We start from the raw sequence: 13,951 nt of genomic DNA on the forward strand, positions 1-13,951 counted from the left end.
CCCCATCGCCCGAATGCCATGCAAATCCCGGCTGCAGACGTCAACGAGTACTTTCAGAACCTGCCTCCGGACAGGCAGGATGCGATGATGCGGCTGCGCGCCGTGATTGTCGAGAACCTGCCGGAGGGATTTCAGGAGCAGCTGCAGTACAAGATGCCCGGGTGGGTGGTGCCCCACAGCCTTTACCCGGACGGGTATCACTGCAATCCGGACGAGCCCCTGCCTTTTGCCAGCATTGCAAGCCAGAAGAACTTCGTAGCGCTGTATCACATGGGGATCTATGCCGATCCCGAGCTGCTTGAGTGGTTCAGGGGGGAGTACGCCAAACGGGTGCCCACCAAACTCGACATGGGCAAGAGTTGCATCCGCTTCAAGAAGCTGGATCAGATCCCCTATGACCTGATCGGCGAGCTGATGGCCAGGATCACGCCGCGGGACTGGGTTGCCCGCTACGAGGCCAACGTCAAACGTTAGGCGACCAGTTCGCCGGGCTCGTAGTCGGGGGTCGCGCCGTCGCGTGAAGCCACGAGGGCACCCAGTCGGTTGGCATAGTCCAGCGCCTCTGGACCCTCCTTCCCTGTCAGTAGCGCGTGCGTGAGGCCGGCGAGGAAGGCATCGCCGGCGCCTACGGTGTCGGCCACCCTGATCGGGATGCCGTGGGCACGGTGCAGCCCCTCCGGGTCCAGCAACCATGCGCCGTCTCCGCCTGCGGTCACGCAGACACGACGGATACCGAAACGCTCGGCCAACCAGGCCACGCGCGCGCTGAAGTCCTCCGGGCCGTGCCACCAGGCGGCAAACTGATTGAGCTCCTCAAAGGCCATCTTGGCGAGATCGGCAGCCTCCAGCGCGTGCCCGACCACGTCAGGATCGGCGTCAGGCGGACGCAGGTTCACGTCGAGCACCTTGATGCCGGGGGAGGCCAGTACTCTCCGGATGGTCTTTCGACTGTCCACACTTCGCTGCGCCAGGGTACCAAACACCACGGCCGGAGCCACCTGCGCAACATCGAGCAAGTCCCGGCTCGCCTCCATGAAATCCCAGGCGACCGGTCCCAGAATTTCGTATCCCGGCACGCCCTCGCGATCAAGAAACACGCGGACGAATCCCGTTTCGTGCCGCGTGTCCCACTGCACCAGTCTGTCAGATTGTCCGAGCGCCGCCATGCGGGCCCGAATCTCGGTTCCAAGTCGGTCGGTCCCGACTCGGGAGGCCATGACCGCGGGCGTGCCCAGCCGGTTCAGGTGATAGGACACATTGAAGACGGCCCCTCCAAGAAAGAGACCATCCGGCAGGGCGTCCCAAAGGACCTCGCCTATGCAGACGACCGGAGCCGCACCGTTCGCAGTGTTTCGTTGTCGGTTCACAGGCTCGGTTGGATCCGGGTGCAGTGGCGGAGGTTGGGGATGGAAACCAATCCCCGATTGCGATGCGTTTCGTGCTCCTTCTCCTGATGGTGCTTGCCGCCACGCTCCCCGCAACAGCGCAGGACGTGCGCTCCGTCGACAACCTGTTCGTGGCGGACGGCCTGGTCTACTTCAACCTGCGCACCGGGGAGGCCGTACCGGCTGCCGAAAAGACGGAAACCAACTGGGACATCCTCATCAACGGTGTCGAGATCCACGCCAACCGGGGCGGACAGCTGCTGGTAGCTGCGTTCGACGACGTGGCCGAGTCTCCCGTCGAGGGCATGAAGCGCGGGCTCGTCAAGACCGCTGACGGCGAGCAGTGGTACAGCTACGACATGAGTACCCACGTCGTGACGCCCAAGGAGGGCCACACCTTCGTGCTCATGTTGGCCGACGACTCCTACGCCAAGCTGGTGGTCGACAGCTACTACCACCGGGTTACGGAAGACCCCCGGTACCTGACGTTCCGGTATACGATTGCCGATGACGGCTCGCCGGTATTCGGTGCGGACGGCCCCGGTCACTGAACAGTCAGCGTCACGCGCTGCAGGTTTTCTGAGTCCGGACCAATCAGGATGCTGAACGTGCCGGGCTCCACGACGCGCTGCATGGCACGGTCGTAGAAGCGCCAGTCCTCGGGGCCTAGCTCGAAGGAGACGGTCCGGGTTTCGCCGGCCTCGAGCGTGATGCGCTCAAATCCGCGCAATTCCAGCACCGGACGGGTGACGCTGGACACGTCGTCCCGCAGGTACAACTGCACAACCTCGTCGCCGGCGCGTTCTCCGGTGTTCGTCACGGCTACGCTGGCAATCACGGAACCGTCCGGGGCGATCGTGTCGGCGCTCAGAGACGGCTCCGAATAGGAGAACGTGGTGTACGAGAGGCCGAAGCCGAACGGCCAGAGTGGCTCGGCACTATCGAACAGATACCCTCTGCGCGCGGTCGGCTTGTGGTTGTAGAACATGGGAAGCTGCCCGACCTCCCGAGGGACCGTCACCGGCAGTCTGGCACCGGGATTGACGATACCGAACAGCGCCTCCGCCACCGCGGTGCCAGTTTCCTGCCCCAGATACCACGTGTCCAGGATGGCCGGCACATGCTCCGCAATCCAGGTAACGGCAAGCGGACGCCCGTGGTTGAGAACCACCACGGTGGGCGTGCCGGTGGCCACAATGCGTTCGACCATCTCTTGCTGATTCCCGATCAACTGCAACGACGCCCGGTCGCCCAGATGGCTTTCAACCCACGCCTCCCGGCTGACTTGCTCGTTCTCGCCGATGACCAGAACAGCAACGTCGGACTCTGCCGCGACGGCCACGGCCTCGTCCACACGGCGAGCATCCTCGGCCGGGTCGGGCAGTCGTACTTCGTCAGCAAACCAGCCTCTGGTGTCGGTGATGCGCGCACCCTCTGTGTAGACCACATCGTCAGCCAGGGCCCGAATACCCTCAAGGATGCTGACCGTCTGCCTCGGCTCGTGGGAGTAACCGCCCAGCACCACGTCATCTGCATGGGGCCCGATGACTGCAATCCGGCCGGGATTGCGACTCAGGGGCAGCACTCCGTCATTCTTCAGAAGCACGATGGCCTTCCGGGCGGCCTCCAGGGCCAGCTCGCGCGCGGCCGCATCGCCCGTTATGCGCTCCGCCTGTTCCGGGTCGGCCATCGGGTGTTCGAACAGGCCGGCCTGGAACTTGAACGCCAGTACGCGGCGCGCGGCCACGTCCAACACGGCTTCGGACAGATCTCCACGCCGCACCTGCCCCACAAGCGTTAGGTACGCCTCGCCGTCGGGCAGCTCGATGTCGACACCAGCCGCAAGCGCCTGCCGCGCCGCATCCTCGACTTCCGCCGCCACCGAGTGCCGACGCACCAACTCGCCGATGCCACCGTAGTCGGCAACCACCAGGCCGTCAAATCCCCACTCGTGCCGCAGTACATCAGTCAGCAGCCAGCGATTTGCGTGTGACGGCACCCCATCGATCTCGTTGTAGGAGGCCATGACAGCCTGGGCGCCCGCCTCCCGAATAGCAGTCTCAAACGGCGGGAAAAAGACCTCACGCAGCGTGCGCTCGGCAATCTGGGCCGGACCCACGTTCATTCCGGACTCTGGCTGCCCGTGTCCGGTCATGTGTTTGAGCGTCGCCATGACATGCTCGGGACCGATGGGCAGTTGGGTGCCCTGGAAGCCCCGAACGGCGGCCACGCCCATGCGGGACACTAGAAACGGGTCCTCGCCGTAGGTCTCTTCGATGCGTCCCCATCGCGCGTCGCGAGCCACGTCCACCACCGGAGACAGGACATGATGCACCCCACGGGCTCTGATTTCGCGACCCACGCGTCGGTACACCCGCTCCACCAGTTCGGTGTCGAATGTGCCCGCCAGGGCGATGGCCTGCGGAAAATGAGTGCCGTCACGCGCCTGCAGCCCATGCAGACCCTCCTCGTGAAAAAGGACCGGAATGCCGAGCCGTGTATCCTCCATGGCCCAGCGCTGCAGCGCGTTGGTGAGCACCGTGGTGTCGTAGGCACCCTTGTAGTCCGACGGCCCGCCGGCAAGGCCACTATAGTCTGACGGCCGCGCAATGCAGCCTACCCCGTGCGGAAAGGCTTTCTGAGCGGCCCCCGCATCGAACGCGCCTTCCGCATCAAAGAGCACGCTCTTCCCCTGCCACACGCAAACCACCTGCGCGGCCTTCTCCTCCAGGGTCATGCGTGCGAGCAGGTCTTCAACCCGCTCGGCGATGGGCAATGAAGCGTCCTGGTAGGGTTGTGCGCCGGCTTCCACAGCTACGCCCAGAAGCAGCAACAGACCAATACTCCGCATCAACCCTGCATGTCCTCCAGTTCGACCCCTTTGGTCTCGTGCACAAAGCGAAGCACGAACCACACGGACACGACGGCAAAGAAGGCGTAGATGCTGTAGGCTGCAGCCAGACCAATTCCCGCCAGCAGAATCGGGAAGGTCATGGTGATGGCGAAGTTTGACCCCCACTGGAACAGGCCGGCAACGGCAAGCCCGGATCCGCGAATCTGGTTTGGGAACATCTCGCCCAGCATCACCCACATCACCGGGCCCCAGGAGGCATTGAAGAAGACCACGTAGGCGTTGGCCGCGATGAGCGCCAGCACGCCCATGCCGTCCGACAATTGCAAGGTGCCCGACGCGTCGAGGGTGCCCGTCGAAAACGCGACTGCGACCAGGCCAAGTGTCACGGCCATGCCGGCCGAGCCGACCCACAGGAACGGCTTGCGGCCCCACTTGTCGATGAGCAGCAGGGTAAACGTGCAGGCGGCAATGGAAATGGCACCCGACAGCACGTTGATCATGAGCGCATCGCTCTCGGTAAACCCGACGGCCTGCCAGAGCACGGCGCCGTAGTAGAAAATGACGTTGATCCCTACGAGTTGCTGGAAGGTCGCGAGTCCGATGCCGACCCAGACGATCTTGCGGATGCGTCCCGACTGCTTGTCGATGATGTCCGAAAGGCGTGGACGATGATGGTCGGCTGCCAGGGATGCATCGATTTCGGCGACTTTGGCATCCGCGGACGTGGCACCAAACAACCTGGTCAGCACGGCGCGGGCCTGCTCCTTCTTTCCGCTCATGACCAGGAAGCGGGGACTTTCGGGGATCGCGAGCAGCGTGCCGAAGAAGATGATGGCCGGAGCCACCTCGATCCAGAACATCCAGCGCCACGCCTGATACCCGCCCCAGAACTCAGCCGTCGATGCACCTGCCGCGTTCGCCAGCAGGTAGTTGCTCACGAACGCTGCGAAGAGGCCCGTGATGATGGCGATCTGCTGGATCGTGGCCAATCGCCCGCGAATCTCCGCCGGTGCAATTTCACTGATATAGGCGGGCGCCATGACCGACGCTGCACCGACCGCCAGCCCGCCCAGAACGCGGTAGATCACGAACTCCAGCGATCCGTCCGAAACGCCGGAGCCCCACGCGCTGATCGTAAAGAACACGGCCGCAACAATCAGAAGGGAGCGTCTACCGAACCGGTCGGCGAGTCTGCCTGCGAAGAAGGCGCCGACTGCGCAGCCCAGCAGCATCGAGGCCACGTTGAACCCGGTGCCCACGGAGTCGGAGTCGAATGCCGCCTGCAGTCCATCAACGGTGCCGTTGATGACTCCGCTGTCGAATCCAAACAGAAAACCGCCAATGGTGGCGACTATACTGATCAAGGTGATCAGCAGCGTATTCTGCTCCTGGTTGGGCTGGCTCATGGCTCGGGTCTGGGAGGACGTAGGAGGGTCGGGTTGCCTTCGGTATGAAAACGTTTACAAGATAAGAAAAACATGGGCTTCGTTCTCGGACTGGACGTGTCCACGACGGCATGCAAGGCGCTCCTGTTGCACGAAAGCGAACGCGTCCTGGCAGTGAGCGCCTCGCCGCACCCACTGCACACCCCGCAGCCGCTCTGGAGCGAGCAAGACCCGGAGGACTGGTGGGCCGCATCCTGCCTGGCCATCCGCGGTGTGCTGGACCAGTCCGGAGTTGACCCGGGCGATGTGAAGGCAGTCGGATTGACCGGCCAGATGCACGGGCTCGTTCTGCTGGACGAGCGGGGAGACGTGCTCCGGCCCGCCATGCTCTGGAACGATCAGCGGGCGTCGGCGGAGTGCGCGGAAATCAGAGAAGCCGTGGGACTGGAACGTCTTGTCGCCATTACCGGCAACGATGCGTTCGCGGGATTCTCGGCTCCCAAGCTCCTGTGGGTGCGACGGCATGAACCAGAGGTCCTGGCACGCGTGCGCCGGGTCCTGCTTCCGAAGGACTACCTCCGCTTCCGCCTCACAGGCCGCATCGCCACCGACCTCGCCGGCGCGGGCGGCACGCTGTTTCTGGATCTGACCGCCCGAAACTGGAGCGCCGAGCTGCTCCGCCTGCTGGATGTACCTGGGGACTGGTTGCCCCCCGTGCACGAGGGCCCGGAGGTGACCGGCGTTGTGAAGGCAGACGCATCTCGGGAGTCCGGGCTTCCTGCAGGAATCCCGGTCGTGGCCGGCGCCGGGGATCAGGCCGCTCAAGCCGTGGGTGTGGGGGCCGTGGACCCGCAGACCTTTGCCCTGACCATTGGCACCTCCGGCGTTGTGTTTGCCCCTTCGGCGACTCCACGCACGGATCCGACCGGTAGCGTACACGCGTTTCCCCACGCCCTTCCCGGAATGTGGCACCTCATGGGCGTGATGCTGTCCGCCGGTGGCAGCCTTGCGTGGTATCGGGACACCCTGGCAGCGGATGTACCCTTCGCTCAGTTGCTTGAGGAGGCTGCGGGTATTCCGGCCGGATGTGAGGGCCTCTCGTTTCTTCCTTACCTGAGCGGAGAGCGCACCCCCCATGCCAATCCGGACGCGACGGGTGCCTTCGTGGGCCTTACCCGCCGCCACCGGAGGGGCCACCTCACCCGCGCCGTGCTGGAGGGCGTCGCGTTCGGACTACGAGACAACCTTGACTTGCTGGCCAAAGTCGGCCTCGACCGTCCGAGTCAGTTGCGCGCCAGCGGGGGCGCCATGAAGAGCCCGCTCTGGAGCCAGATCCTGGCCGATGTGCTGGAAACGGACCTCGTCCGCATGACGGATCTCGAGGGCGGCGCCCTGGGGGCGGCGCTTCTGGCCGGCCCGGCCGGCGGACTCTGGCCGGATGTAAAAAGCGGCGTCGAACAGTCCGTTTCGACCGACTCAACCGTCTCACCAGACTCACCGGGAGACTATGCGGAGCCGTTGGCGAGATTCCGGGCCCTGTATCCGGCTCTCCATGCCTAGCGCACTTTCAGCACTGCCTGTGAGCGCCAAAAGGCACCCTGTCGAATGACCACCTGATAAACGCCGGCTGCCAGCCCCCGAAGGTCGAGCTCGGACCGCCACGCGCCGGGGCGCACTGTCTCGTAGCGATGACGCTGAACCTCGCGGCCCAGAAGGTCATGCACTACGATGTCCACCGGCTCCGGTGATGGGATCAGGAGTTCGAGCTTCGCGCGGTCGGACGTTGGGTTCGGGTACGCTGCCGAAACCTCCAGGCTCGCGGGCAACTCGGGTCCGGCAGCAGACGAGACCGAACTGCCTGGCGTGGTAAGGCCGCCGCCCAGCGTCTGGCGGGGCACGCCAGGACCCTCCATTTCCACCCACAGCGCCGATCGTCCGGTGCCGCTCGCATAGGTAACAACCACGTCCACCGGCTGGCTCGGGTTCAGCCTGGTGCCGCGACTCCGGGTGACCCGCTCCGAGCCCGGACTGTCGAGGTCGGCCACCACGATGCCACCCAACGAGACATCTGCGGTACCCTGCGTGCGGAGGTGAACCGTGTATACCCCATCAGAAGGTGGATCGAATGTGCCGATCCACGTGGACGTGAACGGCGGGGCGCCGAATACCGGACCTCCGTCCCGCCAGTCGAAGGCCACGCCGGGCTCCTGGCGCTCAAGGCGCGACTGACCGGAGCGCGCCAGGTAAACCGCCTCCAGGCCTTCTGGCACGTCCGGGGCATCACCCAGACCAGCCCCATGGAATTTCAGGTAGTTGATGTTGAAGAGGCCCGAGTCTCCCACGGAGTTCGAGAACTCCAGGTACAGGGGGCCCTCCTGCGACACGTCATTGAGCGGCACAATGAGGTCGCGCCATTCCTGCCAGCCTCCGGTCGGCACTACGTAGACCTCCGCGACAATCGGACCGTCGAGCTCCCCGCGCCGCATGCGCAGCCAGCCGCCCGTGCCCGCCGACGCCACACGAAATGTCACAAAGTCCAGCGCGGTCAGGTCCATCTCATCAAACCGGATCCAGTCCCCGTGATCGATCCAGCCGATGTTTATCCCGCCTCCGAGCACATCGCTAGTGGTCTCCGTCTGAATGCCGTTTTCCGCATCGTAGTGCTCGGCTTCAACCAGTGTGGGCAGCAGCACCCGTTCTTCGGTCACGGTGATCGGGCCCGCCGAGCCCGCGCCCCCATCCGTGTATCGGAATTCGATGACGTGGAACAGCTTGTCGCCGGAATCGCCGTGACCAGGCGCCAGTCGCAACTCACCCTCGCAGCCGGACGTGGTGCCGAGCGGGTGCGTATGGGCATCGTGTCCCAGAAAAAGCAGGACCTCCACGTTGGAGCAGTCGATGCTTCCGTCTTCGCTGGAGCCGTCCTCCGCGTCACTGACCGTGACACGGAACGGCACCGTGGCGCCCCAGGCGACAAGACCGCGATCGACGGGGTTGTCAACTTCGAGGACCGGACGCGTATTTCCGGCCGTGATGGTGATGGTGGCCTCGGTCAGATTGCCGTTGGAATCGGTAACCGTGAGACGGGCCAGATAGTCGCCGGGCGTCGTGTACGTGAACGTGCCTTCAGCCGTGTTGGCATCCGCCGATCCGTCGCCGTCGAAGTCCCATGCGTAGGTCAGCGGATCGCCGTCCGGATCAAACGACCCCGCGGCGCTGAAGCTGACTTCCAAAGGCACGGGCCCGGACTGCGGATCTGCCGCGAGCCGGGCTACGGGTTTGCGCTCGCCGCCGGTGAAGCTGATGCGAGAGAGTCGCGCGTCATCGTTCCCGGTACCGAACCCCGTGCCCCACTCCAGCAGGTACAGCGCGCCGTCCGGCCCCTGCTCCATGGAAATCGGCTGTCGCAGGTCCCGCTCTCCCGGCAACCGGTCCAGGGCCAGCAGGTCTCCATCGGCATCCAGAGAGGCGACCAGGATATAGCTGCGCGACCACTCATAGAGCAGCACGCGATCCTGGAAATACGCGGGCAAACCGCCTTCCCCGACACGACTCTCGTCGTACTGAAACACAGGGCCGGCCATGGCGGTGCGTCCGCCACCGTCCGGGATACCGGGAAACTCGCTGGACGTGTCGTAGGGATACCAGATCCAAGCGGGTTGCGCCGGCGGCAGCAGCTCCGCTCCGGTGTTGTTCACGGACGTGTTGCGCGGAGCGGAGCAGTCGAATGTGCCCGAAACGATCCCCGTGGCGAAGTCACGATCTCCGTACGGCAGGTTGGGGCCCGAGCAGAATGGCCAACCGTAGTTGCCCGCGGCACGCACTTGATTCCACTCGTCGAAGCCCCGCGGACCCAGCGACGCATTGTCCGCCCGGGCGTCGGGACCGACCTCGCCGAAGTACAGCCATCCGGTGGCCGGATCCACGGAAATGCGAAAGGGATTGCGCGCACCCATCACGTAGATCTCGGGGAGCCCGTCCGCGGGGTCCTCGAACAGATTGCCCTCGGGTATGGTGTACGTGCCGTCGGTCTGCGGCACGATGCGCAAGACCTTGCCGCGCAGGTCCTGCGTATTGCCGGAGGAGCGCTGTGCATCCCACGGCTCCCGGCCCGGCTGCTCGTCGATGGGCGCGTAGCCGTCACTCGCGAAGGGATTGGTATTGTCGCCGGTCGCAATGAACAGGCTGCCGTCCGGTCCAAACTCCAGGCTGCCGCCTGAGTGGCAGCACTCCTGCCGCTGTGTCGGGATCTCCAGCAGGACCACCTCCGAACTCATGTCCAGGGCTGCGCCCGTCCAGGTGAATCGGGAGACGTGCTGCTTGGCCTCCGAACCTGATGGGGAATAGAACAGGTACACCCAGCTGTTGGTCTCGAAGTCCGGGTCCAGTTCGATGCCGAGCAATCCGTCTTCGGACTGGCGGAAGACAGAAAACGTGTTGACCGTCTGCGTGGTGCGCGTCGACGCGTCATACAGTCGCAGGGCCCCCTCAAGCTCGGTGAATAGCACCGATCCGTCCGGAAGCACGGCCAGATCCATGGGACTGTCCACCGTGCGCTCGAGAATTTCGTAGTCGAAAGAGGCACCGATGGTCGCTGAGCAGTCGCCCTCAATGACGCCGGCTGCCCATTCGATGCCGTTCACCAGGTGCTCCCGGAAGTCGGGCTCGGCATACGTTTCGCGCGTATGTCCCATGCCCGTGTACCAGCTGCGGCCTCCCTGATAGGGGCGACACCAGGCGATGGGGTGATCGTGCCCCATCGTATGTCCGCTGTACGTGTCGGTATCCATGGTCGCCAGCACGTGCACACTGTCGCGCGGGTTGGACCGGAAGTCGTACCACTCATCGGTACGCACCCAGCGCTCGCTCAGTCCTGCAGAACTGGGGTGCACCCGGTCCATGACCTGCACGGTGGCCTGCTGAATGGCCGGGTGGCTGGCAAACCAGGCGCCGACCAGTCCCCCGTACCACGGCCAGTTGTATTCGGTATCTGCGGCCGAATGCACGCCTACAAACCCGTTGCCGGCGGCTATGAACCGCTCCAGGGCGGACTGCTGCGCGCCGTTCAGCACGTCACCTGTGGTGTTCAGAAAAATCACCACATCAAAGGGTGCCAGCCCCGAGTCCGTGAAGACAGCCGGATCCTCGGTGGCTGTGACGTCAAAATCGTGTTCGGTCGCCAGCGCCTGGATCGCCTGGATTCCGGTTTCGATGGAGTCGTGGCGGAAACCGGTGGTCCGGGAAAACACGAGGGCGGCGAATCCGTGTGCAAACTCGGGCGAGACCGCCTTTGCCGGGCCCTGCGCCGGCTTGGTCCGCTCATCTTCGGGGCTCGCAAACACCGGCGCGGCTCCTGTGCAGAGCGCAAGGAGGAGAAGCGTTACTCGGACCACGCGTACACCCTCACGTAGTCCACCTCCATGCGCACCGGAAACATGGTGTCATCGATGTCGGGACCGCCCCAGTTGCCACCGATGGCAATGTTCATGAGCAGGTGAAATCGTTTGTCAAAGGGCCAATAGCCCGATCCCCGTTCCGGATTCTGGTACCGGCCTACACCTGGGACTGCCGACGTCTGCAGGGGCACCTGCGTGCCGTCTATGTAGAAGCGGATTTCGTCCGGCTCCCACTCAACCGCGTACACATGAAAGGCGGTCGTCGCATCGGGAACGGAGATCGAGCCCGACACGGGGTTGCCCCGGAGGTGATTCAATTCTCCCATGTGAAGGGACGCATGCACGCGCCCCTCGTCCTTGCCCACATGCTCCATGATGTCGATCTCGCCGCTGTCCGGCCATCCTCCGTACTCCCAGTCCTCGGGCAGCATCCAGATGGCTGGCCATGTACCGACGCCGGCGGGAATCCGCGCTCGGGCCTCGACCCGGCCGTACAGGAACGCCGCCTTGCCGCGACTCACCAGGCGCGCGGAGGTGTAGGATGAGCCGCCCAGATCCTCCTTGTGGGCCTCGATAATCAGGTGCTCCCCGTCTACCCGAGCGTTGTCCAGATTGTTGGTATAGAATTGGGCCTCGTTGTTGCCCCATCCCCCGGCCCCGGTGTCATAGTCCCATTTGCTGGGGTCCGGCGCACCTTCATAGTTGAATTCGTCGGACCAGACCAGGCCGTCGTCGGCCGGATCGTCGACCACCGATTCGTCCCCGGAGTCGCACCCTGCCGCCAGAAGCAGCAGCATGGCCGGCAGCAGCCGGCTCGTAAAACCTTTCATCCCTCTCAAGCGAGTGTAAGTGTGCTGATACAATCACCGACCTGAATCCGGAAGTCCCCCGGTTCCACCACGAAGCCGTCCCGCGTGTGATACCCAAACGCGCGTTGAGGCAGTGTCATGTCGATGGTTTTCTCTTCTCCGGGCCGCAATTCCAGAGACAGAAAGCCGGCCAGCTTGCGCACGGCCGGCGCGTAGCGCGCGTATTCGTCGGTGACATAGGCCTGAACGACGTACCGGCCCGCCCGCTCGCCGGCATTCTTCACGAGACACGTCAACGCCGCCCCGCCGCCGGGGTGCCAGGCTACCTGGAGCCCGGATACCGCAAACTGCGTGTACGAGAGGCCGTGCCCGAACGACCACCGGGGGTTCAGCCCGGTCATGCCGTATTCCCGGGTCAGCCCGTAGTCAGGCGATACGAGATCGGTCGACGGGTGGTCGTAGGCCACGAGCTCCGCGTGATGCCGCGGGTACGTGAACGGGAGCCGGCCCTGAGCCTCGGTCTCCCCCGAAAGCAATCGCCGAACAGCCCCGGCCCCGTGCGGGCCAGGCCTGCCCGCCCACACCACGGCGGAACACGCATCGATGGAAGCCGGAAGCAGACGCGGTCTGTCGAACAGCAGCACCGCGACAACCGGCCTTCCCGTCGCCACCGCTACATCCAGCACCTCCGCTTCGGCGGCAGACAGGTGCAGGTCATCGATGTCTCCAGGCTTCTCCACCGATGGGGTCTCTGTCAGAACCACCACCTCGACATCCGGCCGCTCCTCCGAAATCAGGTCTGCCAGCGCCCCCTTGAGCGTGATGATGTCATCGGGAAAGGTCCCTTCATCGGCACCCTGCCACGTGTAGCTCCATGATCCGCACAGCGCTGCCCGCGAGTCACCTCCCTGGCCGGTCACCCGGACGCGCGCGTCTTCGGCCAGGGGGAGCACGCCGTCATTTTCGAGGAGCACCAGCCCGGCGGCGGCAGCGTCTCCTGAGACCATGATGGATTCTTGCGATGCGCTCTCCAGGGGTTGCGGAGGCAGCGGATTCGCGAACAGGCCCAGATCTTCCTTCAGGGTCAGGATCCTGCGCACAGACCGGTCCACCAGATCCTCCCCGACGTCGCCCGCCTTTACCAGGTCCACCAGAAGCGGCGCGAAGTCCGTGTCATAGGGCGTCATGCTCATGTCGACGCCTGCCTCCACGGCCACGCGCACGGCGTCTCGCAGGGAAGGCGCCGCTCGATGCACGGTATGCAGCTTGACCACGTCTTCCCAGTCAGACACGACCACGCCCCGGAATCCGAGTTCGTCCCGCAGCACCTCGGTAAGCAGGAATCGACTCGCGTGCACGGGCTCACGATTCACATCGCCCGAATTGACCATCACGGTAGCGAGCCCGGCCCGGATGGCTGCCTGGAAGGGGGGCAGGTACACGTCCCTGAGCAGCGTATCGGGGATCCAGGCCGTGGTGCGATCCCGACCGCTGGCGGGGGCCGAGTAGCCTACGAAGTGTTTCCCGCAGGCTGCGATACCAGGCACATCATGATGGCCGCGCACCGCGGCTTCTCCGAACGTGGAAGCCAACACTACGTCCTCGCCGAACGTCTCGAAGAATCGGGACCAGATAGGCTGTCGCCCCACGTCGAGCACCGGCGCGAAATTCCAGGATACCCCGCACGCAGCGAGTTCGGCTGCGGTTATTCGACCCGCTTCGCGGGCCAGTTCAGGCTGCCAGGAGGCTGCCAGTGTCAGATTGTGCGGGAATAGCGTGCCGCCGGCGGTGTAGCCGGAACCGTGCACGGCATCCAGACCGAATACGATGGGGATACCGAGACGGGTCTCGCTCGTGGCTATGTCCTGGATGCCCGCAATCAGGTCGCGCCAGGCTCCAGGCAACAGCGGCCCCTTGGCCACGTTGAACAGCGAGCCCACTCCCACCTCCACCAGAACCTGCCGAAGCAGCATCTGATCGAGCTGGGGCCCATCGTCCGTAGTCTGATCCGGGTCACAGAGTACGTGCAGGGACATCTGCGTCATCTGCCCCACCTTCTCCTCCAGCGTCATACGCTGGAGGAGATCCTCAACCCGTGTGCTGTGCTCCGTTGCGATCACCC

General features: G+C 64.5%; 9 protein-coding genes. 3 read left to right on the forward strand and 6 right to left on the reverse strand.

Annotated elements, in window-relative coordinates:
* Nucleotides 1-18: 18 nt before the first annotated feature.
* Nucleotides 19-474, forward strand: a complete 456-nt coding sequence (locus JJ896_10150; protein ID MBO6780001.1) for a DUF1801 domain-containing protein — start codon at nucleotides 19-21, stop codon at nucleotides 472-474.
* On the opposite strand, the gene JJ896_10155 is transcribed toward JJ896_10150, so the two are convergent.
* Nucleotides 471-1,367 (reverse strand): carbohydrate kinase, encoded by an 897-nt coding sequence (locus JJ896_10155; GenBank protein ID MBO6780002.1) that lies wholly within the window; start codon nucleotides 1,365-1,367, stop codon nucleotides 471-473. The two genes, JJ896_10150 and JJ896_10155, sit on opposite strands and share 4 nt — an antisense overlap.
* 62 nt (nucleotides 1,368-1,429) lie before the next feature.
* On the opposite strand from JJ896_10155, the gene JJ896_10160 reads away from it, so the two are divergent.
* On the forward strand, nucleotides 1,430-1,936 hold the full coding sequence (locus tag JJ896_10160; GenBank protein ID MBO6780003.1) for an HmuY family protein: 507 nt from the start codon (nucleotides 1,430-1,432) through the stop codon (nucleotides 1,934-1,936).
* Here the strand turns inward: JJ896_10160 and JJ896_10165 are convergent.
* On the reverse strand, nucleotides 1,930-4,236 hold the full coding sequence (locus tag JJ896_10165) for a glycoside hydrolase family 3 C-terminal domain-containing protein (GenBank protein MBO6780004.1): 2,307 nt from the start codon (nucleotides 4,234-4,236) through the stop codon (nucleotides 1,930-1,932). The two genes, JJ896_10160 and JJ896_10165, sit on opposite strands and share 7 nt — an antisense overlap.
* Nucleotides 4,236-5,645 carry a sugar porter family MFS transporter gene (locus JJ896_10170; GenBank protein ID MBO6780005.1) on the reverse strand — a complete coding sequence of 470 codons (1,410 nt, stop codon included), beginning with the start codon at nucleotides 5,643-5,645 and terminating at the stop codon, nucleotides 4,236-4,238. Before JJ896_10170 ends, JJ896_10165 begins: the two co-directional genes overlap by 1 nt.
* 72 nt (nucleotides 5,646-5,717) lie before the next feature.
* Here JJ896_10170 and xylB point away from each other — a divergent pair, with 72 nt between their 5' ends.
* Nucleotides 5,718-7,184 (forward strand): xylulokinase, encoded by a 1,467-nt coding sequence (gene xylB, locus JJ896_10175; GenBank protein MBO6780006.1) that lies wholly within the window; start codon nucleotides 5,718-5,720, stop codon nucleotides 7,182-7,184.
* On the opposite strand, the gene JJ896_10180 is transcribed toward xylB, so the two are convergent.
* Genes JJ896_10180 through JJ896_10190 form a run of 3 tightly spaced genes read right to left on the reverse strand, consistent with a single transcriptional unit; the run spans nucleotide 7,181 to nucleotide 13,949 of the window.
* Complete coding sequence (locus JJ896_10180) at nucleotides 7,181-11,017, reverse strand: ThuA domain-containing protein (protein ID MBO6780007.1); 3,837 nt, start codon at nucleotides 11,015-11,017, stop codon at nucleotides 7,181-7,183. The genes xylB and JJ896_10180 overlap by 4 nt on opposite strands.
* The gene (locus tag JJ896_10185; protein ID MBO6780008.1) at nucleotides 11,005-11,850 is read right to left on the reverse strand and encodes a glycoside hydrolase family 16 protein; all 846 of its coding nucleotides are present in this window, start codon (nucleotides 11,848-11,850) and stop codon (nucleotides 11,005-11,007) included. Before JJ896_10185 ends, JJ896_10180 begins: the two co-directional genes overlap by 13 nt.
* A 5-nt stretch (nucleotides 11,851-11,855) precedes the next feature.
* A complete protein-coding gene (locus tag JJ896_10190) occupies nucleotides 11,856-13,949 on the reverse strand; it encodes a glycoside hydrolase family 3 C-terminal domain-containing protein (GenBank protein MBO6780009.1) in 2,094 nt (697 codons plus the stop codon).
* Between the last annotated feature and the right edge of the window lie 2 nt (nucleotides 13,950-13,951).

The sequence above is a fragment of the Rhodothermales bacterium genome, assembly GCA_017643395.1.
Taxonomy (GTDB): domain Bacteria; phylum Bacteroidota; class Rhodothermia; order Rhodothermales; family UBA10348; genus JABDJZ01.